We start from the raw sequence: 26,943 nt of genomic DNA, 5'->3' as shown, positions 1-26,943 counted from the left end.
GAAGGCACTGCGCCCTGATTGCAAAAGTTCGATGACGGTTTCGTGACGGCGTCGTGAAGTCCTGTGAGCCGGGGGGCGTGAAGCCATGGACGAAGCCGCGACTTTGGGCCATGACTTGGCGGAAAGGCGCGGCTAAGATGCCGTGGCAACGCCAAAAGAGCGTGAAAGGCAGGGTATGACGGCATCGGAGACGAGGGAGGCGCGCGGCACGAGGCTGCTGAACCGGTTCCATGCGCGCCTGTCCGGCCTTGCCCGTCCTGCCACCGCCTTCACCTCGCAGCCAGAACCCCGCACCATCGGCTCCTTCGCGCGCGGGCGGCAGCTGGTGGCCGGGAACTACCTCTTTGCGGGGCACCTCGTGGAGCAGAGCACCGCGCCGCTCTGGGATCTTCCGATGCCGGACCGGGCGTTCCTGAACGAGATCCACGGCTTCTCGTGGCTCGACGACCTCGCCGCGGTGGGCGATCAGAGCACCCGCGCCAAGGCGCAGGAATGGCTCTGGCTCTGGATCGAGCGGTATGGGCGTGGTGGCGGGCCGGGCTGGACGCCGGACCTCGCCGGGCGGCGGCTGATCCGCTGGATCAACCACGCGCTCTTCCTGCTGCGCGGTCAGGACAAGGCGGCGGCGGATGCCTTCTTCCGCTCGCTGGCGCGGCAGACGATCTTCCTCTCGCACCGCTGGAAGGGTGCCGCACCCGGCCTGCCCCGGTTCGAGGCGCTGACCGGCATGATCTATGCGGGCCTCGCCCTGCAGGGGATGGAGAAACACGTGGCCCCCGCCGCGCGCGCACTGGCCCGGGAATGCGCCAGCCAGATCGACGCGCAGGGCGGGTTGCCCACCCGCAACCCGGAAGAACTGCTGGAGGTCTTCACCCTGCTGTCCTGGGCCGCGGCGGTACTGACCGAGTCGAACCAGGTGCCCCGGCAGGAGCACCTCGTCGCGATCGAACGGATGTCACCGACCCTGCGCACCCTGCGCCATGCCGACGGCAGCCTCGCGCGGTTCCACGGCGGCGGCAAGGGCGCGGAGGGGCGCCTTGACCACGCGCTTGCGGCCTCGGGCGTGAAAACCCGGCACCCGGATGGCCTGTCGATGGGCTATGCCCGGCTCTCTGCCGGGCGCACCTCGGTCATCGTGGACGCCGCTGCCCCGCCCGAGGGCAAGGCCAGCATGAACGCCCATGCCTCGACCCTCGCCTTCGAGCTGACCTCGGGCCGCCGCCCGGTGGTGGTGAACTGCGGCTCGGGCATCAGCTTCGGGCTAGAGTGGCGCCGCGCGGGCCGGGCGACACCGTCGCATTCCACGCTGGCGCTGGAGGGGCTGTCCTCGGCGCGGCTCGGCCCTGCGACTGCGCAGGGAGAGCCGCTGATCGACGGCCCGAAGAAGGTGCCGATCCGCATGTCGCAGGCCCCCGACGGCCTCCGTTTCCAGGGCGGGCACGACGGCTACCTGCGCAGCCACGGCCTGACCCACGCCCGCACGCTGGAGCTGACCTTCGACGGGCGCGGCATGGCGGGCGAGGACCTGATGCTGGCAATCGAGGACCGCGAGAAGAAGCGGTTCGACAAGGCAATGGATTCGGCCAGCCTTGGGGGAATCCCCTATCAGATCCGGTTTCACCTGCATCCGGACGTCGAAGCGCAGATCGATATGGGGGGCACGGCGGTCTCTCTGGCGCTGAAATCGGGGGAATTGTGGGTCTTCCGGCACGATGGGAAGGCCGAATTGCGCCTCGACCCCTCGGTTTACCTGGAAAAGAACCGTTTGAAGCCCCGCGCGACCAAACAAATCGTTCTATCCTCCCGCGCGATGCTTTATGCGACCCGCATCCGCTGGTCGCTGGCCAAGGCGCAGGACACCCCTATATCCATCCGGGACCTGCACCGGGACGACGGCGACGCCGGAAGCTGACGCAACATAACTGGACCGACCCGATGACCGACCTTTACCCCGTGCGCCGCGCGCTCCTTTCCGTATCCGACAAGACCGGACTGATCGACCTGGCCCGCGAGCTGGCCGCGATGGACATCGAGCTTCTGTCCACCGGCGGCACGGCCAAGGCGATGCGCGCCGAAGGCCTGACCGTCAAGGACGTGTCCGAGATCACCAACTTCCCCGAGATGATGGACGGCCGCGTGAAGACGCTGCACCCCAACGTGCACGGCGGCCTGCTGGCCCTGCGCGATGACGAGGCGCATGTGGCGGCGATGAACCAGCACGGGATCGAAGGCATCGACCTGCTGGTGGTGAACCTCTACCCGTTCGAGGAAACCGTCGCCAAGGGTGCAGACTACGACACCTGCATCGAGAACATCGACATCGGCGGCCCCGCGATGATCCGCGCCGCGGCCAAGAACCACAAGTTCGTCAACGTCGTCACCGACGTCGAGGATTACGCGACCCTGATCGAAGAGCTGAAAGCCAACGACGGCAAGACGCGCCTCGGCTACCGCAAGCAGCTGGCGCTGACCGCCTATGCCCGCACCGGCGCCTATGACGCCGCCGTCTCGACCTGGCTGGCCGGTGCGCTGGAACAGACCTCGCCCCGCCGCCGCGCCTTTGCCGGCACGCTGGCGCAAAACCTGCGCTACGGCGAGAACCCGCACCAGCGTGCGGCCTTCTACACCGACGGCTCCAACCGTCCGGGCGTGGCGACGGCCAAGCAACTGCAGGGCAAGGAACTGTCCTACAACAACATCAACGACACCGATGCGGCGTTCGAACTGGTGTCGGAATTCCTGCCCGAGAACGGCCCGGCCTGCGCGATCATCAAGCACGCCAACCCCTGCGGTGTCGCCAAGGCGGCCACGCTGAAGGAAGCCTACCAACGGGCCTTCGACTGCGACCGCACCTCGGCCTTTGGCGGCATCATCGCGCTGAACCACCGCCTCGACCGCGAGACGGCGGAAGAGATCAGCCAGATCTTCACCGAGGTCGTGATCGCCCCCGGCGTCCATGACGACGCGCTGGATATCTTCGCCAAGAAGAAGAACCTGCGCCTGCTGGTCACCCCCGGCCTTGCCAACCCCGCCGAGGCCGCGCTGGCCTACAAGCAGGTGTCGGGCGGTCTGCTGGTGCAAGACAAGGACAACGGCTTCATCTCCCAAGACGACCTGAAGGTGGTGACCAAGCGCGCCCCCACCGAGCAGGAGATGAAAGACCTTCTCTTCGCTTGGAAGGTTGCCAAGCACGTGAAGTCGAACGCCATCGTCTACGTCAAGGACGGCGCCACCGTGGGCGTGGGCGCAGGCCAGATGTCGCGCGTCGACAGCTGCCGCATCGCTGCCCGCAAGAGCCAGGACATGGCCGAGGCGCTTGGCCTCACCGCGCCGCTGACGCAAGGCTCTGTCGTGGCATCGGACGCCTTCTTCCCCTTCGCCGACGGTCTGCTGACCGCGGCCGAGGCCGGCGCCACCGCGGTGATCCAGCCCGGCGGTTCGATGCGCGATGACGAGGTGATCAAGGCCGCGGACGAGGCGGGCCTCGCCATGGTGATGACCGGCATGCGCCACTTCCGGCACTGATCCCGGCCAACCCGGAGACGCGGGGCGGCCTGTCTCGGGCCGCCCCGTCCTTTTCAACGACAGCAAAAGAGGTCACGCCTCGATGCGGATGCGCATTCTCTTCTGGTCGGCTTTCTGGACCTTCCTCATCGACCAGGTCAGCAAGTACGTGGTGGTGCACTTGATGGACCTCCGGACCCTGGGCGAGATCGATGTTCTGCCGCCGCTGCTGAACTTCCGCATGGCGTGGAACTACGGCATCAACTTCGGCCTGCTGTCGCAGAGCGCGGACCTGGGCCGCTGGCTGCTGATCGCGCTGGCGCTGGTGATCTGCGTCGCGGTCTTCTTCTGGACCCGCAAGGAACGGCCGGGCCGCTGGGGCATGATCGCCGCGGGCCTGCTGATCGGCGGTGCGCTGGGGAACGTGGTGGACCGGCTGCTCTATGGCGCGGTGGCGGATTTCCTCAACATGTCCTGCTGCGGGTTCGAAAACCCCTATGCCTTCAACGTGGCCGATATCGCGATCTTCGTCGGCGCGCTGGCGCTGGTCCTGCTGCCGGCGCGGAAAAAGGGCGCGTGACCTCGGTCGCGTGATCCGTTAAACAGGTCCAAAGTGAGCAAGGGGGACCCGATGCACCTGACGCGCGGCATGCTTCTGATTTCGGTTCTGGCGCTGGCAGCCTGTTCCAGCACGCCCGAGGGCGTGACTCAGCTGCGCTCGTTCAAGAGCTCGTCGGACGGTCCCGAGGAATTCGCGATCCTGCCCGGCAAGGAGCTGGAACAGCCTGAAAGCTACACCTCCCTGCCGACGCCCACGCCGGGTGGCAGCAACCGCACCGACCAGACCCCGACAGCGGATGCCGTGGCGGCGCTCGGCGGCAGCCCCGCGCGGCTGGCCCAGAGCGGCGTGCCCTCGGACGAGGGCCAGCTGGTGGCCTATGCCACGCGCAATGGCGTGCAGCCCGACATCCGCCAGACCCTGGCGCAGGAAGATGCCGACTTCCGCAAGCGCAAGCAGCGCTTCACCAAGATCCGGCTCTTCAAGGTGGATCGCTATTACCAGGCCTATGACGACGAGTCCCTCGACGGACGTGGCACCGCCTGGAGCTGGCGCACCGCCGGGGCCGAGACCCCGACGAACCCGCCGGCCGAGTAAGCCCCCGACAGTCCGGCTCTGGACGGAAAATGCGCATTTTCCGGTCCGTTTTCTTTGAAGAAAACGGGCATCTGAGCTGGTCTATGCGCATCTGTTCTGGCCATTCGCGGCCCGTGGCCGTATCGGGGGCGCTGCCCCCGCCGCGCCTGCGGCGCGTCTCCCCCGGGATATTTCTGAACAGTGGATGAGGGGGGAGCACACCCCATCGCCACCTGTCACATCCCCGTCAGGTGTCTTGCAGGGTCACGCCACTGGCGTATCTTGCGGGACGAGCCCATGGGGAAAGGAACTTTCATGCAACGTGTAATGGGGCCCCTGCTGGCGCTGGGGCTGGGAGCCGCGCTTCCCGTCGTGGCCAGTGCCGCGGAACCGGGGCTGAACGACCTGGTGACGGATTTCACCCTGTCGAACGGCATGGAGGTGGTGGTGATCGAGGATCACCGCGCGCCGGTGGTGCAGCAGATGGTCTGGTACCGGTCCGGCGCCGCCGACGAGACGCCCGGCGTTTCGGGCATTGCGCATTTCCTCGAACACCTGATGTTCAAGGCCACCAAAAACATGGCCTCGGGCGAATTGTCCAAGACCGTGGCCGAGAACGGCGGGACCGACAATGCCTTCACCGGGCAGGATTACACGGCCTACTTCCAGCGCGTCGCCGCGGACCGGCTGGAGCTGATGATGAAGATGGAGAGTGACCGAATGGTCAACCTGAACCTCTCCGAGGACGACATCGCCACCGAGCGGCAGGTGATCATCGAGGAGCGCAACCAGCGCACCGAGAGCAACCCGCAGGCGCTCTACCGCGAGCAGGCCATGGCGGCGCAATACCTGAACTCGCCCTACGGCATTCCGGTGATCGGCTGGCGCCACGAGATGGAGGCGCTGAGCCGCCAGGACGCGCTGGATTACTACAAGACCTACTATGCGCCCAACAACGCGATCCTCGTGGTGTCGGGCGACGTGACGCCCGAGGGCGTTAAGGAGCTGGCCGAAAAGTACTATGGCGTGCTGCCGGCGAACCCCGATCTGCCGGAGCGCGTGCGCCCGCAGGAGCCGCCCCAGATGGCCGAACGGCGGCTGACCTTCCGCGATGCGCGCATCGCCCAGCCCTATGTCAGCCGCACCTATCTCGCCCCGGAGCGGGACGCGGGCGACCAGAAGGAGGCCGCGGCGCTGACGCTGCTGGCGGAGCTTCTGGGCGGCGGGCAGACCTCCTACCTGACCCAGAAGCTGCAATACGATAGCCAGACCGCGGTCTATGCCTCGGCCTATTATGACGGCACCTCGCTCGATGATGCGCTCTTCGGGGTCTACATCGTGCCCTCTCAGGGCATCTCCCTCGAGGAGGGCGAGGCGGCGCTGGACCAGGCGCTGGCCGATTTCATGAAAGATGGCGTGGACACCGAGGAACTGGACCGCATCAAGATGCAGATCCGCGCCTCGCAGATCTATGCCCGCGATGACGTGGATGCCCTCGCCCGGCGCTACGGCTCGGCCCTGACGCAGGGGCTGACGGTGCAGGACGTGCAGGACTGGCCGCAGATCCTGCAGGACGTGACCGAGGACGACATCATGGCCGCCGCGCGGGAGGTCCTGAACCGGGATCACGCCGTCACCGGCTGGCTGACCGGCGAGGAGGTGACCCAATGACCATGCTGTTCCGCCTGATGGCCCCGATTGCCCTGTCGCTGGCGGCCCTGCCGCTGCGCGCCGAGGTGAACATCCAGGAGGTGACCTCGGACGGGGGTATCACCGCCTGGCTGGTGGAGGATCACTCGATCCCCTTCACCGCGCTGGAGCTCCGCTTCCGCGGCGGCGCCTCGCTGGACGAACCCGGCAAGCGGGGCGCGACCTACCTGATGAGCGGCCTGCTCGAGGAAGGCTCCGGCGACATGGACGCGCAGGATTTCACCCGCGCGAAGGAAAGCCTCGCCGCCTCCTTCGGCTATGATGTCAGCGATGACACGCTCTCCGTCTCGGCCAAGTTCCTGACCGAGAACCGGGACGAGGCGATCGACCTGCTGCACCAGTCGCTGACCGAGCCGCGCTTCGACGAGGATGCGATCACCCGGGTGCGGGCGCAGGTGCTGTCGATCATGCGCTCCAACGCGCAGGATCCGAATGACATCGCCGGCGAGGCCTTTGCCCGGCAGACCTACGGCATGCACCCCTATGGCAGCGCCATGGAGGGCACCGAGGAAAGCGTCAGCGCCCTGACCCGCGAGGACCTGATCCACGCCCAGCACAATGCCATCGCGCAGGACCGGCTCTATGTCGGGGCCGTGGGCGACATCACGCCGGATGAGCTGAAGACCCTGCTCGACGACCTGCTGGGCGATCTTCCGACCGCCGGTGCCCCCCTGCCCGGTCCGGCCAATCCCGCCTTCGACGGGCAGGTGCGGCAGGTGCCGTTCAACACACCGCAGTCGGTCGTGCTCTTCGGCCAGCCGGGCATGGGGCAGGACGATCCCGACTTCTTCGCCGCCTACCTGCTGAACACGATCCTCGGCGGTGGCGGGTTCGAAAGCCGCCTGATGAAAGAGGTCCGGGTGAAACGCGGCCTCACCTACGGCGTCTATTCCTACCTCGTGGACCGCGATCAGGCGAAGGTCTGGATGGGCTCTCTCGCCTCCGCCAACAACCGTGTCGCGGAAGCCGTGGGTCTCATTCGGGACGAATGGCGCAAGGCCCGCGAAGAGGGCGTGACCGAAGAGGAACTGGCCGCGGCCAAGAAGTACCTCACCGGGGCCTACCCGCTGCGCTTCGACGGCAACGGGCCGATCGCGAACATCCTCGTGGGGATGCAGATGTCCGGCATGCCGATCGACTACATCGCCACCCGGAACGCCAAGGTGGAGGCCGTGACGCTCGAGGACGTCAACCGCGTCGCACGCACGCTGATGGACCCCGAGAAGCTGAGCTTCGTCGTCGTGGGCCAGCCCGAGGGGCTGGAGGATGCCCCGGTCATCACCCCCGCCGCAGGGGAGCAGGAGGCTGCCCCCGAGGCGATGCCCGCGCAAACCTCGAACTGAGCCGGGCCCGCGCGAAGCGGCCCCCCGATTGCGAGACAGCCGCCCCTCCCCCGGGGCGGCTTTTTCCTGCCTGCCGCCTCCCTTGCGGACAGGTGCGACGGCGACGGGCCGCGCGCGCCTGCAGGGGAAGGCCGCAGGGCCGCGCAATGCCACCTGACAGCGCCTCACAGCTACGCGATTTTTTGCCAATGCACCTTTCGCCTGTGGCGAATTTCAAGCTACTATTGCACTGTCGAGTGCAAAATGGCCCGATGCCGAAACAGGCGGTTGAACGCGGGCGGGGCCGATTGAGGCGCCCTGAGGGGCAAGGACAGCTTGGAGGCTGGACATATGAAATCACGAATTGCGTTCGCCGTGGCCGGCTACATTGCCCTGGCCGCTTCGGGTGCAGTTGCGCAGCAGATCAGCGACAATCAGGTTGCTGAGCGCACGGACTGGAGTGTCTTCGAAGGCAGCGAGCCCCGCGAATGCTGGGCCGTGTCGGCGCCGAAGGAGACGGTGAACACCAAGGACGGTCGGACCGTCTCGGTGCGCCGCGGGGACATCCTGCTGATGGCCTTCTTCCGCCCCGGCGCGGAAGTGGCCGGCCAGATCACCTTCACCGGCGGCTATCCGTTCCGGGACGGCTCGACCGTGAACCTGAACGTCGACGGCACCGAGTTCGAGCTCTTCACCGAGGGCGAGTGGGCCTGGCCCGCCTCCCCCTCCGAGGACAGCAAGATCCTGACCGCGATGAAGCGTGGCTCCTCCGCCGTCGTCACCGGCGTCTCGGGCCGCGGCACCGCGACCAAGGACAGCTTCTCGCTTCTGGGCTTCACCGCGATGGTCGAAGAAGCCGAGAAACGCTGCACCAACTGATCCGGCCCGGGGCTTGCCCCGGCCACTGAAATCCGGGCCGCGATGGCCCCCGACAGCGCCGCGCAAACGGCGCTGTTTCCTTTTGCCCGCGAATCCGCTATTTATCTGCGCTTCGACGGGCCCTATATGCCCTATCGCCCTGATATCTGCCTGACAGACCGGACCTTTCCGATGCCCAATGACGCCACTGCGCCCATCACGCAGGATGTGATGACCATCCCGCGCAAGCTGCCCGAAACCGGCAAGCTGAACCTCGTCGGCCTGACGCGGGACGCGATGCGCGCGGCCCTGATCGAAGCGGGCACGCCCGAGAAGCAGATCAAGATGCGGCTCAATCAGGTCTGGCAGTGGGTCTATCACTGGGGTGTGCGCGACTTCGCGGCGATGACCAACCTCTCGAAGGACTACCGCGCCCTGCTGGCGGAGACCTTCACCATCGACCTGCCCGAGATCGTGTCCAAGCAGGTCTCGGCCGATGGCACGCGCAAGTACCTCGTCCGGATCGCCGGCGGGCATGAGGTCGAGGTGGTCTATATCCCCGAAAGCGACCGGGGCACGCTGTGCATTTCCTCGCAGGTGGGCTGCACGCTGACCTGTTCCTTCTGCCACACCGGCACCCAGAAGCTGGTCCGCAACCTGACCGCGGGCGAAATCGTGGGCCAGATCATGCTGGCGCGCGACGACCTGAACGAATGGCCCAAGCCCGGCGAGCCGAAGGACGAGACCCGCCTGCTGTCCAACATCGTGCTGATGGGCATGGGCGAGCCGCTCTACAACTTCGACAACGTGCGCGACGCGATGAAGATCGCCATGGACGGCGAGGGCATCGCCCTGTCGCGCCGCCGCATCACGCTGTCGACCTCCGGCGTCGTACCCGAGATCGCTAAGACCGCGGAAGAGATCGGCTGCCTGCTGGCGGTCTCCTTCCACGCGACCACCGACGAGGTGCGCAACAAGCTGGTGCCGATCAACAAGCGCTGGAACATCGAGACGCTGATCGCCGCGCTGAAGGAATATCCGCGCCTCTCCAACAGCGAGCGGATCACCTTCGAATACGTGATGCTGAAGGACGTGAACGACACGGATGCCGATGCGCGCCGTCTCGTGAACCTGATCAAGGGCATCCCGGCCAAGATCAACCTGATCCCCTTCAACGAATGGCCCGGCGCACCTTACGAGCGGTCGGACTGGTCGCGGATCGAGGCCTTCGCCGACATCGTGCACAAGGCGGGCTATGCCTCGCCGATCCGCACCCCGCGCGGCGAGGACATCATGGCCGCCTGCGGCCAGCTGAAATCGGCCACGGAACGCGCCCGCAAGTCGCGCGCCCAGATCGAGGCGGAAGCCTCGCAGGGCTGACAGGACGGCTGACAGAACGGGCAAAACCGGTCAGAAAGGGAACCGACGCAACGATCACGAGGTTGAGATACCGATGACCGAGCGCACGACCCTGACCCGCTTTACCCCCCTGCCCCGGCCAAACACGCCGGAGGGCGATCCGCGCCGCTGTGGTGTAGAGATCGAATTCACCGGCCTGACCGAAAGCGAAACCGCGCGCCTGCTGGCCCGCGAGTTGGGCGGCAAGGCCCGCTGCACCGACGAGACCGACTGGGAAATCACCGGCTCCAAGCTGGGCCGGATCGAGATTTATCTCGACACCGCCCTGCGCAAATCCGGCTCGCGCACCGTGCGGATCGCGGGCATGGAACTCGGCCGCGAGGTGATCCCGGTCGAGATCGTGACCGAGCCGCTGGACCTCGCCGGGCTGGAGGCGCTGGACGCGCTACGCGGCCCGATGCGCCAAGAGGGGGCACAGGGCTCCTCGGCCCATGTCTTCTATGGCTTCGGGCTGCACCTGAATATCCAGATTGCCTCGGAGGATGCGGCAGGGATCACCCGGCCGCTGCTGGCCTATGCGCTGATCGAGGACTGGATGCGCCGCGCCCTGCCGATCGACGACAGCCGCAAGGTGCTGCCCTTCACCGCACCCTACCCCACCCGTCTGGTCGCCGACCTCGCGCGCCTCGGGCCGGATGCCACGCCCGACCGGGTGCAGGGCACCTACCTCGACCACCTGCAAAGCCGGAACTTCGGCCTCGACATGCTGCCGATCTTTGCCTGGCGCGATCCGCAGACGGTGGAACGGGCGCTGGGGCCGGATCATGGCACGGGCGCACGGCCTGCCTTCCACTTCCGCCTGCCCGACTGCCGGATCGACGATCCGGGCTGGTCCTTCGCGGATGAGTGGAACCGCTGGCTGCTGGTGGAACGGATCGCCGAGGACACGGTCCTTCTGCAACGGCTCGCAGGCGAATGGCTCGACAGCCACGGGCCGATCACGCTCAACCGCCAGAATTGGGCCCGGCGCTGCGGCGCCCTGCTGGAGGACAGCGGGCTGGAGCTGCCGCAATGCCCCTGACGGACGGCCGGCCCCTGATCGGGGTCACCACCTCGGCCCGGTCGGGCTGGCGGATATTTCCCCTCGTCGCGCTGAACATCTGGCTCGCTGGCGGTCAGGCAGTGCGCTGGGGTGCGGGACGGCCCGCGCATGTGGGCCTCGTGGACGGGATTATCATCGGGGGTGGCGACGACATCTCGCCCGATCTTTACGGTGGGGCGCTCGTGGCCTCGGCCCGCTTCGATGCCGCCCGTGACGCGCTGGAGCGGCGGCTGGTCGAAGAGGCACAGGCCGCCTTCAAGCCCGTGCTCGGGATCTGCCGGGGCAGCCAGATGCTGAACGTGGCCCTCGGCGGCACGCTCGAGCAGGACGCCTATGGCCGATACATGGACAGCCGCCGCATCCGCACCATCCTGCCCCGTAAGCGGGTGCAGGTGCAGCCGGGCACGCAGCTGTCATTGATCGCGGGTGATGCGCCGATGAAGGTGAACGCCCTGCATACGCAGGCGGTCGATTGCCTTGGGGACGGGCTGAAGGTCGCAGCGCGGGACGAAGGCGGCATGATCCAGGCCATCGAACGGGCGGAGCCGCCCTTCGCCGTGGGGGTGCAATGGCACCCGGAACATCTCTTCTATGCCAATCGCCAGCGGGCACTCTTCCGCGCGCTGGTCACTGCCGCCCGCACCGGCCGCGCCGCGCCGGAGGGCGAACCGGGCGCGCAGCTCGACGCCGTGGCCGAGGCGCTGCGCCCGCTCTGAACCTGTTATCGGTCCCGGGCGGCAGGCCCCGGCGTATCCTGTCAGTCGCGCGCGCCGAAGATGGCCGAGCCCACGCGCACATGGGTCGCGCCAAAGCTGATCGCCTTCTCGAAATCGCCGCTCATCCCCATGGAAAGACCGGCCAGCCCGTTGCGCTCGGCGATCTTGGCCAGCAGCGCGAAGTGAAGCGCGGCCTCCTCTTCCACCGGGGGGATGCACATCAGACCCTTCACCGGCAGGTCGAGCCCGCGGCACTCGGCCACGAAGGCATCGGCATCGCCGGGCAGAATACCCGCCTTCTGCGGCTCCTCGCCGGTGTTTACCTGAATGTAGAGCTCGGGACAGCTGCCGATTTCCTGCGCCAGACGGGCCAGCGTGCTGGCCAGCTTGGGCCGGTCCACCGAGTGGATCGCCTGCGCCAGCTCCATCGCCTGCCGGGCCTTGTTGGTCTGGAGCGGGCCGATGATGTGCAGTTCGATCCCGTCATAGGTTTCGCGGAACATCGGCCACTTGCCGGCGGCCTCCTGCACGCGGTTCTCGCCAAAGACCCGCTGGCCTTCCTTCAGCACCTCCTCGACCCGTTCGTCGGGCTGCATCTTGGAGACGGCGATCAGGGTGACATCGCCCGCGGGGCGGCCGGCGTCGGCCTCGGCCTTGGCGATACGGGTGCGGATCTCGGTCAGCGACATGGGAGGGGCCTCTTGCAGTTCAGCGCCAAGGAACAACATGGCGCCCGAAATGAAAAGACCCGGAAACGAAAACACCCGGACGCGGGTCCGGGCGACAGGGTCGCGACAACGAAGAAGGGCGGTTCCTTGCGGAACCGCCCCCTTTGTACCGAGTAACCCGGCTTCTAAGAATTAGAAGCTGAAGGTCACACCGAGGTCGGCCTCGGTGATGTCGTACATGTTGAACACGCCGCCGGTCAGAGCAGCGCCGCCGCCCAGGTCGTGCTCGAAGTCGGCACCAACGCCCCACTCTTCTGCGCCGTCGTCGTAGGCCAGGAAGCCGCGGACTTCGGTTGCTGCGCCAACGTCGGCGCCGCCGTACAGGGACCAGAAGCCGTAGTTGTCGTAGCCGGTGTAGCCAGCCGAGAAGTCAACCATGCCGACGGTGCCGCCTGCGGTCAGGATCCACTCGGGTGCGAGGCCGGAGTCGTAGTCCGAAGCGCCCAGAGCGAAGGTGTAGCCGCCGGTTTCGTACGAAACGTAGCCGTCAACGTCTTCGGTCACAACGTCGTACGAGATGTGGCCGGTGAAGCCAGCCATCGAGTAGATCACTGCAACGCCGGTGTTCGAAGCGCCGCGCGAGGAGTACGCGTCGATGCCCGAGGGACCCCAGAAGTTCTGCAGGCCGATGGTGGTGTTGAAGGAAGCGCCCGGCATGTTGTCGAGTGCCCAGTCAACGTTGCCGACTTCGAGGGTCAGGCCACCGGTTTTGATGAACATCTGAGCCGCGTTTGCGGTCGAGTCCAGGGTGACGTCGCCCGATTCTTGCGAACGGATGCGCATCTTGCCACCGAAGACCAGGCCGTTGTCGGCGGTGGTGGTGCCGGTGAAGGTCAGCTGGAAGCGCTGCTCGATGTAGGTCTCGTCAGCTTTCGATTCGTCGTAGACAACACCGAAACGGCCATAGCCTGCGATGCTGGTTTCTGCTGCGGCGGCGCCGGCGGTCAGGGCCAGGGCAGTCGACGCGAAGAGAATCTTTTTCATGTGTTTCCCTCGGTTTCTCAGAGTGCCCCAATCGGAGAATCCGGATTGGGTATGAAGGGGGTTTCGCTCTTTTCACCCTTTCATTGCAAGTCTGCCGCCCTCGCCGGAACAAACCGATGCCGCAATTGGTGCAAAGGTGCCACAGTTTCAGGGGGGCCCCTCGCGAGATGCCCTTACAAAGGTCAGGAAGGGGCGTCCGGGGGAGACGCAAACAGAGGCGGCCCGACGGAACGGCCTTGCACGGTCGCCCTGTCTACCGGCCGACGCGGCCCCGCCCCTGCCGCGGACTGGCGCGTATAGAGTCTCATGTACGTACGCGCGGCGCGGCCCCGGTCCCGGCGCCCCTTCCCTGCGCCGCTTCCCTGTGCGCAGCCTCAATCACGGCTGGGTCAGCGGGCCTTGCGCGACGGGAAAGGCGCTTGCCCCGGATAGCCGCCTTCGGTACATCGGAGCAGACGACTGGAACGGGATCCTCGAATGAACCTGACGCGCACCACCGCTGCTCTGGGCCTGGCGGCCACGATTTTCCTGACGGGCTGTGGCGTTGGCACGGCCCCGACCGCGGAGAACGACGCGACGATGGAGCGTATCCGCACGACGGGTTCGGACCCGGAAGGGCTCTCCGGCAGCAGCCTCTGGGATCTCTTCAAGCAGCGCGACAATGGCACCCAGGTGGCGGTGAACCGCTACCTCTGGAACGCCTCGCTCGACGTGCTGAGCTTCCTTCCCGTTGAATCCGTCGATCCCTTCACCGGCGTCATCACCACCGGCTACGGCGTCCCCCCGGGGGGCGGTCAGTCCTACCGCGCGACGATCCTCGTGAGCGATCCGGCCCTCGAGGCGCGCTCGCTGCATGTCGCGCTGATGGACCGGTCCGGCCGGCAGGTCGCCACCTCCACGCAGCGCGCGGTCGAGGATGCGATCCTGACCCGCGCCCGCCAGCTGCGCGTGGCAGACGGCAAGCGCTGAGCGCAGCCGCCGGAACTGGCCGCAGCCAAAGGAAAAGGCGCCCCTTAGGGCGCCTTCTTTCGTTTCAGGCCCGAACGTGCCGGCGGGACGGTCAGCCCCGCGCCTGCGCGAGGGCGTTGACCCATTCCATCTGGCGCGGCAGGCAATGGCGGTTCAGGTCGTAGCCCGACGTGACGAAATCCCGGGCCGCCATGCCAAGACGGCGGCGAAGCCCCTCGTCGTCCAGCAGTTCCTCGACCCGGTCCACCAGCCCCTTGCCGTCGAAGAAATCGACCAGCAGCCCGTTCTCGCCATCGGTGAGGACCTCCTTCACCGGGTCGGTGGAGCTGGCCACCAGCGCGCCGCCGACACTCATGGTCTCCAGCATCGACCAGCTGAGGACGAAGGGATAGGTCAGGTAGATATGCGCCCGGCTCAGCTGCAGCATCGCCGTGAACTTGTCGTAGGGAATCCGCCCGAGGTAATGGACCCGCGCCCAGTCTTCATCGGAAATCTGGCCCCGCACCTCGTCGATGAAGATCTGCTTCCACGTCTTTCCGGCCGGGGGCTGTGCCCCGTAGCTGACGCTGTCCCCGCCAACGACGAGGATCTGCGCATTGGGGCGGCGGCGCAGCAGCTCCGGCAGGGCCCTCATGAAGACATGATAGCCGCGATAGGGTTCGAGGTTGCGGTTCACGAAGGTGATCACCTCGTCCGCCCGGCTCAGCACGCGGCCGTTGGGCAGCGTATAGGTCGCCTCGGGCCAGGGCACGAGGGCGGCCGTGTCGATGCCGTCATGGATCACGGTGATCTTGTCGCGCAGCGGCTGCGGGAAGGTATCCGCCTGGAACCGCGTCGGGCTGATCCCCATGTCGGCCGCGTCGAATTGCAGGTGGTTGTACAGGTTCTTGAGCCGCAGGCGCACCCGGTCGGCTTCCGGATCCCGCACCGGGAACTCCGGGTCGAAGCCGACATGCGGGTAGCCGTCGATGTGATAGAGCTCGCTGTAGACGCCGATCCGCGCATTGGGCCAGACATCCCCAAGGAAGAGCGCCTCGCCCCAGCCGGGGTGCGCCAGGATCACGTCGGGCGTGTAGCCCTGCGACCGCAGCGCCCGCGCCGCCTGGAAACAGGCCCCGCCGCGCGTCACCTTGCTGTCGAAATCCAGCACCCACGGGTGGGTCTGCTGCTTGCGGCTTTCTCCCAGCGTATAGGGGATCAGCCGGACCCCGTTCCAGACGACGGGCTTCTCGACCCGCAGCGTCAGGGCCACGACCTCATGCCCCGCGCGCACCAGCGCCGGGGCGAGGTGTTTGTACTGCCCGGGAAAGTTCTGGTGGATCACCAATATCTTCATGCCTGCCGGTCCTCGCGTCACTCCTGCCTCTGATACCCGTTATACCGCTCAAAAGGCGTCGGGGAAGACCCGCCAATGCCGCATTTCCACGGGATATCCTCTGGACCCGCCCCGCGTGGACGCATATCACGCCACCCAAGCATTCAAACCGCAGGGGACGCCGCATGTCGCGCTATTCCGCCGCCGAAATCGAAGCCAAGTGGCAAGAGGCCTGGGACAAGGCCGGCATCTTCCGCGCCGAAGTGGCGCAGGACAAACCGAAGTATTACGTGCTCGAGATGTTCCCCTATCCGTCGGGGCGCATCCACATGGGCCACGTGCGCAACTACACGATGGGTGACGTCGTGGCGCGCTACAAGTCCTCCACCGGGCACAACGTGCTGCACCCGATGGGCTGGGACGCCTTCGGGATGCCGGCGGAAAACGCCGCCATGGCCTCGGGCGGGCACCCCAAGGAATGGACCTACAACAACATCGCCGACATGCGCGGCCAGATGAAGCCGCTGGGTCTGTCGATCGATTGGTCGCGCGAATTCGCCACCTGCGATCCGGAATACTACGGCCAGCAGCAGGCGCTGTTCCTCGACTTCCTGGAAAAGGGTCTCGTCTACCGCAAGAACGCCGTGGTGAACTGGGATCCCGTCGACATGACCGTTCTTGCGAACGAACAGGTCGAGAACGGGCGCGGCTGGCGCTCGGGGGCGCTGGTGGAACGGCGCGAGTTGACCCAGTGGTTCTTCAAGATCTCGGACTTCTCCAAGGACCTTCTCGAGGCGCTCGACGGGCTCGACGACTGGCCCGCCAAGGTCAAGCTGATGCAGGCCAACTGGATCGGCAAGTCGCGCGGCCTGCAGTTCTCCTTCGGCCTCGTCGAGGGTGAGGAAGAGCTCGGCCATGACCGGGTCGAGGTCTATACCACCCGCCCCGACACCCTGCTGGGTGCCTCCTTCGTCGGCATCTCGGCCGATCACCCGCTGGCCAAGGAACTGGCCGCGAAGGACGAGAAGATCGCCGCCTTCTGCGAGGAATGCCGCAAGGGCGGCACCACCGAAGAGGCGATCGAGACCGCCGAGAAGCTGGGCTATGACACCGGCATCAAGGTGCGCCATCCCTTTGACAATGCATGGGAACTGCCGGTCTACATCGCGAACTTCATCCTGATGGACTACGGCACGGGCGCGATCTTCGGCTGCCCGGCCCATGACCCGCGCGACTACGAGTTCGCCTCGAAGTACGAGCTGCCCATCGTCACAACCTTCGAACCGGTCGAGGGCGAATATCCGGCGGGCGAGGCCTTCGTGCCGCTGAAGTCCGAGAAGGTCCGCTACGTGCGCGGCTTCGCGGGCGAAGAGGTCCAGACCGGCGAACAGGGCGTCGATGCCGCCATCGACTTCTGCGAGGCCAATGGCGTCGGCCGCGGCGTGACCAAGTTCCGCCTGCGCGACTGGGGTCTCTCCCGTCAGCGCTACTGGGGCTGCCCGATCCCCGTCGTGCATTGCGCCGACTGCGGCGTGGTGCCCGAGAAGAAGGAAAACCTGCCGATCAAGCTGCCCGACGATGTCACCTTCGACACGCCCGGCAACCCGCTGGACCGGCACCCGACGTGGCGCGACTGCAGCTGCCCGACCTGCGGCAAGCCCGCGCGGCGCGAGACCGACACGATGGACACCTTCGTGGACAGCTCGTGGTACTACGCGCGCTTCACCTCGCCGCGCGCCGATGTGCCCATCGACATGACCGAGGCCGCCTACTGGATGAACGTCGACCAGTACATCGGCGGCATCGAGCACGCGATCCTGCACCTGCTCTACTCGCGCTTCTTCGCCCGGGCGATGCACATCTGCGGCCACCTGCCCTCCACCGCGCAGGAGCCGTTCAACGCGCTCTTCACGCAGGGCATGGTCACCCATGAGATCTACCAGACCAAGGACGCCAACGACCGCCCCGTCTACCACTTCCCCGAGGATGTGACCGACGGCAAGCTGGCCGATGGCACCGAGGTGGAGATCATCCCCTCCGCCAAGATGTCGAAGTCGAAGAAGAACGTGGTCGACCCGGTCTCGATCATCTCGGCCTATGGCGCGGATACCGCGCGCTGGTTCGTGCTCTCCGACAGCCCGCCGGAACGGGACGTGGAATGGACCGCCGCCGGCGCCGAGGCCGCGCACCGGCACCTCTCGCGCGTCTACCGCATCGCGGCCGAGATCGACGCCGCGGCACCCGCGGATGCGACCGAGGACGAGGCCCTGCTGCGCGAGATGCACAAGGCCGTGCGCGACGTGACGCTGGGGATCGAGAGCTTCGGCTTCAACGCCTCCATCGCGCGGCTCTATGCCTTCACCAACGCGCTCGGCAAGTCCAAGGCCGGGGCCGCGGCCAAGCGCGAGGCCGCGCTGGTTCTGGCCCAGCTGATGTCGCCGATGACCCCGCACCTCGCGGAAGAGGTCTGGTCCCTGCTGGGCGGCGAGGGCCTGATCGCAGACGCGCCCTGGCCGCAGGCCGACGAGGCGATGCTGGTCGAGGACACCGTCACCCTGCCGATCCAGGTCAACGGCAAGCGCCGGGGCGAAATCACCGTGCCGCGCGACATGCCGAAGGACGAGGTTGAAAAGCTGGCGATGTCCAGCAAAGCTGTGATCCGGACGCTGGACGGGGCCCAGCCCAAGAAAATCATCGTCGTCCCCGGACGGATCGTGAATGTCGTTGTCTGACCGACGCCGGTTTCTGACCCTGCTCGCAGCCGCGGGCGCTTCCGTGGGCGGCCTCGCCGCCTGCGGCTTCACCCCCGCCTATGCGCCGCAGGGCGGGGCCACCCGGCTGGTGAACCGGATGCAGATCGAGGCTCCGCAGGACGGCGACGCCTATGACGTGGTCACCCACCTGGAATCGCTCTTCGGCCGGTCCGGCAACCCGGATTACTTCCTCCAGATCACCCTGCGGGTGGACGAGGAACGCATGGCGATCACCGATTCGAACATCGCGACCCGGATCAACGTGACCGGGGCGGCGATGTTCACCCTGACCGCCGTTGCCACCGGCGACGTGATCACCTCGGGCGAGGTCTCCAGCTTCACCGGCTATTCCGCCACCGGCTCCACCGTGGCGACGCAATCCGCCGCAATGGACGCCCGCGAACGGCTGATGACCATCCTCGCCGACCGGATCGCCACCCGGCTCTACGCCATCGCCCCCGATCTGCCTGCCGACCCCTCGGCGGTCTGAGCCGATGAAGCTCTCGCCCCGCGACGCCCCGCGCTACTTCGCCCGGCCCGATCCCGAGGCCACGGGCCTGCTGATCTACGGGCCCGACGCCATGCGCGTGGCCCTGAAGCGGCAGGAGGTGATCGCGGCCCTGATCGGCCCCGAGGGCGAGGCCGAGATGCGCCTGACCCGGATGCAGGGCGCGGACCTGCGCAAGGACCCGGCGCAGCTGCTCGACGCGATCAAGGCGCAGGGGTTCTTCCCCGGCCCGCGCGTGGCCTTCGTGGAAGAGGCGAACGAGACCGCCGCCCCCGCGATCCTCACCGCGCTGGAAGACTGGCGCCCCGGCGATGCTCAGATCGTGATCACCGCCGGCCAGCTGAAGCCCACCTCCAAGATCCGCAAGGCCTTCGAGGGTCACCGCTCGGCCTATTGCGCCGCGATCTACGACAACCCGCCCACGCAGGAAGAGATCGAGGCCGACCTGAAGCGCGCGGGCCTCAAGACCCTGCCGCCCGAGGCGCTGCGCGACCTCTCCGACCTCGCCAAGACGCTCGATCCCGGCGACTTCCGCCAGACGCTGGAGAAGCTCGCGCTCTACAAGTTCCGCGACGACACGCCGGTGACCGCGCAGGACATCGCCGAGGTCGCCCCGCGCTCGATCGAGGCCGCCCTTGACGATGCGCTCGACGTGGTGGCCGAGGGCCGCGCCAAGGACCTCGGCATGGTGCTGCGCCGCCTGCAGGGGCAGGGCGTGGCGCCGGTCACGCTCTGCATCGGGGCGATGCGCCACTTCCGTACGCTCTACACCGTCGCCTCCGCCCCCGGCGGCCCGCAGGAGGGCATCGGCCGGCTGCGCCCGCCGGTCTTCGGGCCGCGCCGCGACAAGGTGCTGCGGCAGGCGCAGGGCTGGGACGCCCAACGCCTCGAACAGGCGATCACCCTGCTCACGGACACCGACCTCACCCTGCGCTCCGCCGGGCAGAGCGCCCCGCAACAGGCCCTCGTGGAACGCGCCCTGATCCGGCTCTCCATGCTGGCGCGCCGTTAGGGCACATCCGCCTCCCCTTTACGCGCTGCCGCTTTTCGGCTCTGCTGCGCCCATGGGCCGGTGGAGGAGCTGCGCCCGAGGAGGAGGACAGACATGTACACGCTGATCGGCAGCCCGATGAACCGCACCTTCCGCGTCCTGTGGGCGCTGGAGGAACTGGAACAGCCCTATACCCGCCAGATCGAACAGCCGCGCTCCGCCGCGGTCTGCGCGCTCTCGCCCCTCGGCAAGGTGCCGATCCTGCTGGTGGACGGGGAGCCGGTAACCGATTCCGTCGCCATCCTGACTTTCCTCGCGGACCGTCACGGCGGGCTGACCCATCCGGCGGGCACGCTGGCCCGCGCCCGGCAGGACGCCCTGACCCACCAGGTGCTCGACGAGATAGAGGCGCTGATCTGGACCGCCGCACGCCACACCTTCATCCTGCCCGAGGAGCGCCGGGTGCCCGACATCAAGCCCGCGCTGCGGTGGGAGTACGAAAAGAACCTCACCAGCCTCGCCACCCGGCTCGCGGATCAGCCCTACCTCGCCGGCGAGGAAATGACGGTGCCCGACATCCTGACGCTGCACTGCTTGAACTGGGCCGCCGCCGCCCGCTTCCCGGAGCCGCCCGAGCCGCTGGCCGCCTATGCCGCCCGCCTGCGCGCCCGTCCCGCCTACAAACGCGCTGTCACCTCGGAAAAGACGGCCCAGGCCGCCTGAAAAAGCCGCCTGCCCCCGCCTACGCACCGCCCCCATAAAAAGGCCCCGCCGCATCACGCGCCGGGGCCCTTCATTTTCGTTGCAGAAATATCCTCGGGGGGGCCGCGCCAGCGGCGGGGGGCAGACAGCCCCCCGCCGGCATCCCCCCAGGCGCACGGCCTCGGCCCCACCCAAGAATTTTCGAAAATTCTTGGGAAAATTCTTCGAAGAATTTTCCGCGCCTAGCCGAACCCGAGGCACACCCTCTCGGCCTTGCCCGTTTTCTTCGAAGAAAACGGACCGGAAAATGTGCATTTTCCGGACAGCGCCTCAGGCGCAGGCGCGCGCCGCGGCCAGACCGGCCCAGCGGCCGGTCGCAAGGCAGGCGGTCAGCAGGTAGCCCCCCGTCGGGGCCTCCCAGTCCAGCATCTCGCCGCAGGCAAAGACGCCCGGCCGTTCCACGACGCCAAGGTCCGCGTCCAGCGCCGCAAACCGCAGCCCGCCCGCGACCGAGATCGCCTCGTCCATGGGCCGCGGGCCTGTCAGCGGCAGGGGCAGCGCCTTGATCGCACCCGCCACGTCCTCCGGCAGGGGGCGGGCGCATTCCATCAGCAGCGCCCGTTTCGCCGGGTCGAACTTCAACGCCTTGCGCAGGTGGCTGGCCAGCGAATCCCCGCGTCTGCGGCGCGACAGTCGGGCCCGCACCTCCTCGAGCGCCAGGTCGGGCGCGAGGTCCAGCACCAGCGGCACGCCCTCGCGCAGCCGGTCGGCCAGGGCATAGACCGCCCCGCCCTCGACCCCCCGGGCCGAGATCACGAATTCCCCGCGGCTCACCCGGTCCCCGGCCCGCAGGGCGACGGCCTTCACCGGGCGGCCGAACTGGGGCGCCATCTTCTCGGACCACGCCACGAGGAACCCGCAGTTCGCGGGCTGGAAGGGCGCCACCGGCGCAACCCACTCCGCCCAGGCCCCGTCGGAGCCGAGCCGCGCCCAGCTGGCCCCGCCGCAGGCCAGCACCACCGCATCGGGCGTCACCTCCCGCGGGCCCTCGGGCGTGTCGAACCGAAGGCTGCGCGGGCTGTCCCCCCAGCCGGTCCAGCGCCAGCGCCGGTGCAGCGTCACCCCCAGCCCGTCGAGCCGCGCAAGCCAGGCCCGCAGCAGCGGCGAGGCCTTCATCGCCTCCGGGAAGACCCGCCCGGTGGAGCCGGTGAAGAGCCTCTGCCCCAGCCCCTCGGCCCAGTCCTGCACGTCGCGCGGGCCGAAGGCCTCCAGCATCGGGCGCAGCACAGGGGCCGCCCCGCCATAGGCCGCGAGGACCCGGTCGAAGGGCTCGTCCTTGGTCAGGTTCAGCCCCGACTTGCCCGCCATCAGGAACTTGCGCGCGGGCGAGGGCATGGCCTCGGCCAGCACGACCCGGTGGCCCTGCCCCGCCGCGGCCTCTGCCGCCATCAGCCCCGCCGGGCCCGCGCCGATCACCCAGATCTCAGCCACGTCTTGCCTTTCCCCGCACCTCGGCCAGATTAGCCCCATGACGGAGGACAAAGACGCCAGCCCGATCTGCCCGCTCTGCCTGCGGCCCATTCCGCCGCAGGCCCGCCAGAGCCTGCATCACCTCGTGCCACGGCTGAAGGGCGGCACCCACGGGCCCAAGGTGCTGCTGCACCAGATCTGTCACACGACGATCCACAAGACCTTCACCGAGGCCGAGCTGGCCCGCGATCTGAACACGCCCGAGGCGCTGCGCGCCCATCCCGACCTGCAGGGGTTCCTGCGCTGGATCGCCAAGCGCCCGCCGGAGTTCCACGCCCGCACGGCCGGCCCGCGGAGGGGACGCCGTTAGCGGCACAGGGCCTTGATCCCGGCCGTGACCTTCGGATCGGCGGCCAGCACGTCGGTGGAGATCTCCCGTGCCGCCGCCAGCACGTCGCCCTCGACGATCCGGTCGATCAGCCCGAAGGCATAGGCCTCCTCCGCCGTCAGTTTCTGCGCGCCCATGAGGATCAGCTTGGTCCGTGCCGGCCCGATCAGCTGCGCCATGCGCAGAGGATCCGAGGGTTGCGGAAGGAAGCCGAGCTTGATCGCGGGATAGAAGAACTTCGCCCCCGGCACGGCGAGCCGCAGGTCGCAGGCCAGCGCCATGCCCATCGCCCCGCCCGCCAGCGTGCCATTCAGCGCCGCGATGGTCAGGCCGGGCAGCGCCGCCACCGCCCCCGAGAGCCGTTCCCAGACCGGATCGGTCGCCAGACCCGCGCGGGCCTCGTCAAGATCGGCCCCGGCGGAGAAGACCTTGCCCGCGCCAGTGATCACCAGCACCTGTGCCTCGGCTGCGGCCTCTGCGATCTCGGCCAGGTCGCCCAGCATCTCCCGGGTGAGGGAGTTCGCCTTCTCCGGCCGGTCGATGGTGACGATCCAGAAGCCGCCGTCCTTCTCCAGACGGATCATGCGATAAGCCCCACCGTGCGGCGGATCTCCTCCTCCCGCAGGCTGATCTCCTCGCCGAGGTAGCCGTCGGCGGCGGGGGTGCACATCCACATCAGCGTCTTGGCGGGCCATTCGGGGGGCACGTGATCCTCCCAGTCGAGCTGGCTCACCGGGTTCACGCCGCTGGCCTTGATGTCGCGCTGCATCTGCGTCGCCACCGTGCCGGGCGACAGGCCCATGATCCGCAGGCCCTTGTCCGCGTTTTCGAGGTGCGCCGCGCGGGTCAACATCGCGGTTCCCGCCTTGGAGGTGCAATAGGCGCTCCAGCCCTCCAGCGGGCGATGGGCTGCGCCGGAGCTGATGGTGATCACCGTGCCGCCGCCCTGCGCCAGCATCACCGGCATCGCCGCGCGCATGCCGTTGAAGACGCCCTTGGTGTTCACGTCGATGACGTGACCCCACTCCTCGGGGTCGGCCTCGATCAGCGGCGCGATGGGTTTCAGCGCGCCCGCGTTGTTGATCAGGATGTCGAGTTTGCCGAAGGCCTGAAGGCAGGCATTCACGGCCGCCTCGACCTCCCAGTAGCGCGAGATATCGCAGGGCACGGCGATGGCATCGGGGCCGATCTCGCCGGCGATGCGGGCGATCTCGTCCCGGCCGCGGGCCAGCAGGGCGACCTTGGCACCGGCCTCGGCAAAGAGCCGGGCGGCGGCCTCGCCAATGCCACGGCTGGCGCCGGTGATCATTACGACCTTGCCTTCGAACTGCGTCATCTGCTCCTCCTTCGCGCTGCGGGTCGGGTCTTTGGTAGCTTGGAGAGAAGGTAGGGTCCAGAGGAGCGGCGGCGAGGGGGATGTGGGGACACCGCGGATGGTCAAGAGCGCTGCACTGCGGGGCGGGGGCTGCGGGGGAAAGAGGGCGCGGATGGGTCTGACGGTTCGCCGCTACGTCGTTTGGCCTGTGTCCGCGCATGCCGCTCACGCGCATCTCTCCGGCTCACGTTGGTGCGCCACGGCCTTGCTTTTCGCGCGCACGGCAAAGCCCTCCATACCCCGATCCGGCCCCAACGAAGGGCAGCGCCGGCCCGCGGGGTGGCGCAATAGCGCCGCCCCATGGGGGCGGGTCGGCGCTGCCCGGCCTATCGGCCAGGCGGGACATTTAGAGGGGACAGCGCTTTGGAACCGCCTAGAGGCAAGGCGCGCGCCGGGGCATTCACCAGCCATCCAGCACGCAGACCGAGTGACACCCTCCCGCCCCCCTGCCCGCTCATACGGCACACTCCCACAGCACCGCCCCGGCGACGCAGCGCCGCCAGGCGCCCCTCCCTTGCCCGTCCACCGCGCATCCGGTAGGGGAAATCATTGCCGCAAGGCCGAAAGGACCCCCATGACGCAAGCGCTCTCCGATCTCACGCAGGCCCTCCTCTCCGTTGCCAAGGCCGCTGGTGCCGATGCCGCCGACGCCATGGCGCGCTCCGGCACATCGGTCGCCGTGGACATGCGTGGCGGAACCCTGGAACATGCGGAGCGTTCGGAAGGCACCGAGATCGGCCTGCGCGTCATGATCGGCCAGCGCCAGGCCTGCGTTTCGGCCTCGGACACGCGCCCCGAGACGCTGGAGGCCATGGCCACCCGCGCCGTCGCCATGGCGAAGGAAGCGCCCGAAGACCCCTACGTGGGCCTCGCCGATCCCGATCAGCTGTCCGCCCGGCGCGATGCAGAGGGGCTCGAACTGGCCGATGATGCGCCCGAGCCCGCACCCGAAACCCTTCAGGAAGACGCCGCCCGGGCCGAGGCCGCCGCCATGGACGTCGCAGGCGTCACCAAGATCGACACCGCCTCCGCAGGCTATGGCCGGACCGAGATTTTCATCGCCGCCACCAACGGGTTCGCCGGGGGCTACAGCCGCACGCAGCGCTCGCTCTACTGCTCGGCCATCGCGGGCGAAGGCGCGGGGATGCAGCGCGACGGTGACGGCGACGGGCGGCTGATCCAGTCCGACCTGCGCAGCCCCGAGGACATCGGCCGCAGCGCCGGCGAACGGGCCGCCGCCATGCTGAACGCGCGCCGTCCCGCCACGGGCCGCTACCCGGTGCTCTATGACGAGCGCATCGCAGGCTCGCTCATCGCGCATCTGCTGGGCGCGGTGAACGGACAGGCCATCGCCCGCGGCGCCTCCTTCCTGCGCGATGCGCTCGGGGAGGTCGTCCTGCCCGAAAGCCTGTCGCTGGTGGAAGACCCGCTGCGCAAGCGCACCTCCGGCTCGCGCCCCTTCGATGCCGAGGGCCTGCCCACCGCCCGGCGCACCATCGTCGAGAACGGCCGCCTCACCGGCTGGACGCTCGATCTGGCCACGGCACGCAAGCTGGGCCTGACCTCCACGGGCAATGCGGCGCGCGGCCTCTCGGCCCCGCCCTCGCCCAGCACGTGGAACGTGGAACTGACCCAGGGCAGCGTGACCCGCGAGGACCTGATCAAGCAGATGGGTACCGGGCTGCTGGTGACCTCGATGATCGGCTCCACCATCAACGCCAACACGGGCGAATATTCCCGCGGTGCCTCGGGCTTCTGGGTCGAGAACGGCGAGATCGCCTTCCCGGTGCAGGAATGCACCATCGCCGGCAACCTGCGCGACATGCTCAAGCGGATCGTGCCAGCGAACGACGCGCGGGCGCATCTGTCGCGCGTCGTGCCGTCCCTGCTGGTCGAGGGGCTGACGATTGCAGGCACCTGACCCCACCGCCCGGGATCTTGCCGACCTGACCCTGCTGGCCGAGGCCGCGCGGGAGGCAGGCCGCGTGGCCCTGCAATACACCGGCCCCACGGCCCGCGCCTGGGACAAACCCGGCAACCTCGGCCCCGTGACCGAGGCCGACATGGCCGTGAACGAGATGCTGGAGCGGGAGCTGCGCGGGGCCCGTCCCGACTATGGCTGGCTCTCGGAAGAGAGCACCGACAGCGAGGCGCGGCTGCGGTGCGACCGCGTCTTCATCGTCGATCCGATCGACGGCACCCGCAGTTTCATCGAGGGCTCCGGCTCCTGGGCGCATTCGCTGGCCGTGGCAGAGCGGGGCGAGGTGGTGGCCGCCGTGGTCTACCTGCCGGTGAAGGGCAAGCTCTATGCCGCGGCCCGCGGTCAGGGCGCCCGGCTGAACAACCGGCCGATGCGCGCCTCGGAGCGCGACTCGCTGGACGGCGCCACGCTGCTGGCCGCGAAACCGGCATGGGATCCCCAGAACTGGCGCGGGGCGGTGCCGCAACTGATCCGCCACTACCGGCCCTCGCTGGCCTACCGGCTGTCGCTGGTGGCCGAGGGGCGTTTCGATGCCATGCTCACCCTGCGCGACAGTTGGGAATGGGACATTGCCGCGGGCGACCTGATCCTGCGCGAGGCCGGGGCCACGACCTCGGACCGGCGGGGCGGCACGCTGCGGTTCAACAATCCGCACCCGCAGGTTAAGGGCGTCGTCGCTTCGGCCCCCGGGCTGCACGGTGCCCTGCTGGCCGCGCTGACACCCTGACAGGGGCACCCTGCCCGGTCGCACCCTGCCAGGTCAGGCCCGCCCCGAACCGCCCCGGCCGGCACCCAAGAATTTTCGAAAATTCTTGGGAAAATTCTTCGAAGAATTTTCTGCGCGCGGGTCAGGGGCTGTGCGCCCCATGAACAGCGTCCTCACGCAACGGCAGCGCACGGGAAATTTCCCCGAAGTGCCGTTTTGCTGGCCCCCGAGGGGACCGGATCGCTTGCACCCCCCGCCCGGACGGATATTTTGGCGCCAGAAGCGCCACGCGGGCGGGGAGGCCGCAGGTCGCTTGATATCGGGCCAGACCAGCGTGGACTGCGCCCGTCCTGCCGGAAAGGAAGTG

24 protein-coding genes are annotated in these 26,943 nt (G+C 68.0%); 18 read left to right on the top strand and 6 right to left on the bottom strand.

The annotated features are described in order from the left end of the window. Positions 1-175 precede the first annotated feature (175 nt). From LCM32_RS00740 to LCM32_RS00695, 10 genes are all read left to right on the top strand, one after another. Positions 176-1,912 carry a heparinase II/III family protein gene (locus LCM32_RS00740; RefSeq protein WP_224819152.1) on the top strand — a complete coding sequence of 579 codons (1,737 nt, stop codon included), beginning with the start codon at positions 176-178 and terminating at the stop codon, positions 1,910-1,912. Between the two features lie 23 nt (positions 1,913-1,935). Beyond that, on the top strand, positions 1,936-3,525 hold the full coding sequence (purH, locus tag LCM32_RS00735; protein ID WP_224819151.1) for a bifunctional phosphoribosylaminoimidazolecarboxamide formyltransferase/IMP cyclohydrolase: 1,590 nt from the start codon (positions 1,936-1,938) through the stop codon (positions 3,523-3,525). 88 nt (positions 3,526-3,613) lie between these two features. Next, the gene (gene lspA, locus LCM32_RS00730; protein ID WP_224819862.1) at positions 3,614-4,084 is read left to right on the top strand and encodes a signal peptidase II; all 471 of its coding nucleotides are present in this window, start codon (positions 3,614-3,616) and stop codon (positions 4,082-4,084) included. 69 nt (positions 4,085-4,153) lie between these two features. Next, entirely contained in the window at positions 4,154-4,660 is a 507-nt protein-coding gene (locus LCM32_RS00725) for a DUF3035 domain-containing protein (protein WP_224819150.1), read from the top strand. Positions 4,661-4,954: 294 nt separating this feature from the next. Beyond that, positions 4,955-6,310: a M16 family metallopeptidase gene (locus tag LCM32_RS00720; protein ID WP_224819149.1), complete on the top strand. Its 1,356-nt coding sequence runs from the start codon at positions 4,955-4,957 to the stop codon at positions 6,308-6,310. Continuing rightward, positions 6,307-7,692: a M16 family metallopeptidase gene (locus tag LCM32_RS00715; RefSeq protein WP_224819148.1), complete on the top strand. Its 1,386-nt coding sequence runs from the start codon at positions 6,307-6,309 to the stop codon at positions 7,690-7,692. Before LCM32_RS00720 ends, LCM32_RS00715 begins: the two co-directional genes overlap by 4 nt. A gap of 330 nt (positions 7,693-8,022) precedes the next feature. Next, the gene (locus LCM32_RS00710) at positions 8,023-8,550 is read left to right on the top strand and encodes a hypothetical protein (RefSeq protein WP_224819147.1); all 528 of its coding nucleotides are present in this window, start codon (positions 8,023-8,025) and stop codon (positions 8,548-8,550) included. 171 nt (positions 8,551-8,721) lie between these two features. Then, on the top strand, positions 8,722-9,909 hold the full coding sequence (gene rlmN, locus LCM32_RS00705; protein WP_224819146.1) for a 23S rRNA (adenine(2503)-C(2))-methyltransferase RlmN: 1,188 nt from the start codon (positions 8,722-8,724) through the stop codon (positions 9,907-9,909). A 73-nt stretch (positions 9,910-9,982) separates the two neighbouring features. Then, the gene (locus LCM32_RS00700; protein ID WP_224819145.1) at positions 9,983-10,969 is read left to right on the top strand and encodes an amidoligase family protein; all 987 of its coding nucleotides are present in this window, start codon (positions 9,983-9,985) and stop codon (positions 10,967-10,969) included. Further along, complete coding sequence (locus LCM32_RS00695) at positions 10,960-11,706, top strand: gamma-glutamyl-gamma-aminobutyrate hydrolase family protein (protein WP_224819144.1); 747 nt, start codon at positions 10,960-10,962, stop codon at positions 11,704-11,706. The genes LCM32_RS00700 and LCM32_RS00695 overlap by 10 nt, the downstream gene beginning before the upstream one ends. Before the next feature lie 41 nt (positions 11,707-11,747). On the opposite strand, the gene LCM32_RS00690 is transcribed toward LCM32_RS00695, so the two are convergent. After that, the gene (locus LCM32_RS00690; RefSeq protein WP_224819143.1) at positions 11,748-12,395 is read right to left on the bottom strand and encodes a YggS family pyridoxal phosphate-dependent enzyme; all 648 of its coding nucleotides are present in this window, start codon (positions 12,393-12,395) and stop codon (positions 11,748-11,750) included. A 171-nt stretch (positions 12,396-12,566) separates the two neighbouring features. Further along, positions 12,567-13,418, bottom strand: a complete 852-nt coding sequence (locus LCM32_RS00685; RefSeq protein ID WP_224819142.1) for a porin — start codon at positions 13,416-13,418, stop codon at positions 12,567-12,569. Between the two features lie 477 nt (positions 13,419-13,895). Here LCM32_RS00685 and LCM32_RS00680 point away from each other — a divergent pair, with 477 nt between their 5' ends. Beyond that, positions 13,896-14,387 carry a DUF3576 domain-containing protein gene (locus tag LCM32_RS00680; protein WP_224819141.1) on the top strand — a complete coding sequence of 164 codons (492 nt, stop codon included), beginning with the start codon at positions 13,896-13,898 and terminating at the stop codon, positions 14,385-14,387. 91 nt (positions 14,388-14,478) lie between these two features. On the opposite strand, the gene LCM32_RS00675 is transcribed toward LCM32_RS00680, so the two are convergent. Continuing rightward, positions 14,479-15,723, bottom strand: a complete 1,245-nt coding sequence (locus LCM32_RS00675; protein WP_224819140.1) for a glycosyltransferase family 4 protein — start codon at positions 15,721-15,723, stop codon at positions 14,479-14,481. Between the two features lie 164 nt (positions 15,724-15,887). Here LCM32_RS00675 and leuS point away from each other — a divergent pair, with 164 nt between their 5' ends. The 4 genes from leuS to LCM32_RS00655 all read left to right on the top strand — a co-directional run bounded on the left by leuS (position 15,888) and on the right by LCM32_RS00655 (position 20,677). Next, positions 15,888-18,434, top strand: coding sequence for a leucine--tRNA ligase (gene leuS, locus LCM32_RS00670; RefSeq protein WP_224819139.1), 2,547 nt, complete (start codon positions 15,888-15,890; stop codon positions 18,432-18,434). Further along, the gene (locus LCM32_RS00665; protein WP_224819138.1) at positions 18,421-18,945 is read left to right on the top strand and encodes a twin-arginine translocation signal domain-containing protein; all 525 of its coding nucleotides are present in this window, start codon (positions 18,421-18,423) and stop codon (positions 18,943-18,945) included. The genes leuS and LCM32_RS00665 overlap by 14 nt, the downstream gene beginning before the upstream one ends. 4 nt (positions 18,946-18,949) lie before the next feature. After that, entirely contained in the window at positions 18,950-19,975 is a 1,026-nt protein-coding gene (holA, locus tag LCM32_RS00660) for a DNA polymerase III subunit delta (RefSeq protein ID WP_224819137.1), read from the top strand. Positions 19,976-20,068: 93 nt separating this feature from the next. Continuing rightward, entirely contained in the window at positions 20,069-20,677 is a 609-nt protein-coding gene (locus LCM32_RS00655) for a glutathione S-transferase family protein (protein ID WP_224819136.1), read from the top strand. A 309-nt stretch (positions 20,678-20,986) separates the two neighbouring features. On the opposite strand, the gene LCM32_RS00650 is transcribed toward LCM32_RS00655, so the two are convergent. After that, complete coding sequence (locus LCM32_RS00650) at positions 20,987-22,147, bottom strand: TIGR03862 family flavoprotein (RefSeq protein ID WP_224819135.1); 1,161 nt, start codon at positions 22,145-22,147, stop codon at positions 20,987-20,989. 37 nt (positions 22,148-22,184) lie between these two features. Between LCM32_RS00650 and LCM32_RS00645 the strand changes: the two genes are divergently transcribed. Next, positions 22,185-22,496, top strand: a complete 312-nt coding sequence (locus LCM32_RS00645) for an HNH endonuclease (RefSeq protein WP_224819134.1) — start codon at positions 22,185-22,187, stop codon at positions 22,494-22,496. On the opposite strand, the gene LCM32_RS00640 is transcribed toward LCM32_RS00645, so the two are convergent. Both LCM32_RS00640 and LCM32_RS00635 read right to left on the bottom strand, forming a co-directional pair. Further along, on the bottom strand, positions 22,493-23,098 hold the full coding sequence (locus LCM32_RS00640; protein ID WP_224819133.1) for an enoyl-CoA hydratase/isomerase family protein: 606 nt from the start codon (positions 23,096-23,098) through the stop codon (positions 22,493-22,495). The two genes, LCM32_RS00645 and LCM32_RS00640, sit on opposite strands and share 4 nt — an antisense overlap. Further along, positions 23,095-23,850: an SDR family oxidoreductase gene (locus LCM32_RS00635; protein WP_224819132.1), complete on the bottom strand. Its 756-nt coding sequence runs from the start codon at positions 23,848-23,850 to the stop codon at positions 23,095-23,097. Before LCM32_RS00635 ends, LCM32_RS00640 begins: the two co-directional genes overlap by 4 nt. A gap of 613 nt (positions 23,851-24,463) precedes the next feature. Between LCM32_RS00635 and LCM32_RS00630 the strand changes: the two genes are divergently transcribed. After that, on the top strand, positions 24,464-25,810 hold the full coding sequence (locus tag LCM32_RS00630) for a TldD/PmbA family protein (protein ID WP_224819131.1): 1,347 nt from the start codon (positions 24,464-24,466) through the stop codon (positions 25,808-25,810). Then, positions 25,797-26,597, top strand: coding sequence for an inositol monophosphatase family protein (locus LCM32_RS00625; protein WP_224819130.1), 801 nt, complete (start codon positions 25,797-25,799; stop codon positions 26,595-26,597). Before LCM32_RS00630 ends, LCM32_RS00625 begins: the two co-directional genes overlap by 14 nt. Positions 26,598-26,943: the final 346 nt, after the last annotated feature.

The organism is Pseudooceanicola nanhaiensis, assembly GCF_020171315.1.
Lineage (GTDB): Bacteria > Pseudomonadota > Alphaproteobacteria > Rhodobacterales > Rhodobacteraceae > Pseudooceanicola > Pseudooceanicola nanhaiensis_A.
This window is presented reverse-complemented; position numbering and strand designations above follow the sequence as displayed.

Excerpts from the sequence above, each read along its gene's own strand:
- LCM32_RS00740 (WP_224819152.1), top strand. The coding sequence starts at position 176 with ATGACGGCATCGGAGACGAGGGAGGCGCGCGGCACGAGGCTGCTGAAC.
- purH (WP_224819151.1), top strand. The coding sequence starts at position 1,936 with ATGACCGACCTTTACCCCGTGCGCCGCGCGCTCCTTTCCGTATCCGAC.
- lspA (WP_224819862.1), top strand. The coding sequence starts at position 3,614 with ATGCGCATTCTCTTCTGGTCGGCTTTCTGGACCTTCCTCATCGACCAG.
- LCM32_RS00725 (WP_224819150.1), top strand. The coding sequence starts at position 4,154 with ATGCTTCTGATTTCGGTTCTGGCGCTGGCAGCCTGTTCCAGCACGCCC.
- LCM32_RS00720 (WP_224819149.1), top strand. The coding sequence starts at position 4,955 with ATGCAACGTGTAATGGGGCCCCTGCTGGCGCTGGGGCTGGGAGCCGCG.
- LCM32_RS00715 (WP_224819148.1), top strand. The coding sequence starts at position 6,307 with ATGACCATGCTGTTCCGCCTGATGGCCCCGATTGCCCTGTCGCTGGCG.
- LCM32_RS00710 (WP_224819147.1), top strand. The coding sequence starts at position 8,023 with ATGAAATCACGAATTGCGTTCGCCGTGGCCGGCTACATTGCCCTGGCC.
- rlmN (WP_224819146.1), top strand. The coding sequence starts at position 8,722 with ATGCCCAATGACGCCACTGCGCCCATCACGCAGGATGTGATGACCATC.
- LCM32_RS00700 (WP_224819145.1), top strand. The coding sequence starts at position 9,983 with ATGACCGAGCGCACGACCCTGACCCGCTTTACCCCCCTGCCCCGGCCA.
- LCM32_RS00695 (WP_224819144.1), top strand. The coding sequence starts at position 10,960 with ATGCCCCTGACGGACGGCCGGCCCCTGATCGGGGTCACCACCTCGGCC.
- LCM32_RS00690 (WP_224819143.1), bottom strand. The coding sequence starts at position 12,395 with ATGTCGCTGACCGAGATCCGCACCCGTATCGCCAAGGCCGAGGCCGAC.
- LCM32_RS00685 (WP_224819142.1), bottom strand. The coding sequence starts at position 13,418 with ATGAAAAAGATTCTCTTCGCGTCGACTGCCCTGGCCCTGACCGCCGGC.
- LCM32_RS00680 (WP_224819141.1), top strand. The coding sequence starts at position 13,896 with ATGAACCTGACGCGCACCACCGCTGCTCTGGGCCTGGCGGCCACGATT.
- LCM32_RS00675 (WP_224819140.1), bottom strand. The coding sequence starts at position 15,723 with ATGAAGATATTGGTGATCCACCAGAACTTTCCCGGGCAGTACAAACAC.
- leuS (WP_224819139.1), top strand. The coding sequence starts at position 15,888 with ATGTCGCGCTATTCCGCCGCCGAAATCGAAGCCAAGTGGCAAGAGGCC.
- LCM32_RS00665 (WP_224819138.1), top strand. The coding sequence starts at position 18,421 with ATGTCGTTGTCTGACCGACGCCGGTTTCTGACCCTGCTCGCAGCCGCG.
- holA (WP_224819137.1), top strand. The coding sequence starts at position 18,950 with ATGAAGCTCTCGCCCCGCGACGCCCCGCGCTACTTCGCCCGGCCCGAT.
- LCM32_RS00655 (WP_224819136.1), top strand. The coding sequence starts at position 20,069 with ATGTACACGCTGATCGGCAGCCCGATGAACCGCACCTTCCGCGTCCTG.
- LCM32_RS00645 (WP_224819134.1), top strand. The coding sequence starts at position 22,185 with ATGACGGAGGACAAAGACGCCAGCCCGATCTGCCCGCTCTGCCTGCGG.
- LCM32_RS00640 (WP_224819133.1), bottom strand. The coding sequence starts at position 23,098 with ATGATCCGTCTGGAGAAGGACGGCGGCTTCTGGATCGTCACCATCGAC.
- LCM32_RS00635 (WP_224819132.1), bottom strand. The coding sequence starts at position 23,850 with ATGACGCAGTTCGAAGGCAAGGTCGTAATGATCACCGGCGCCAGCCGT.
- LCM32_RS00630 (WP_224819131.1), top strand. The coding sequence starts at position 24,464 with ATGACGCAAGCGCTCTCCGATCTCACGCAGGCCCTCCTCTCCGTTGCC.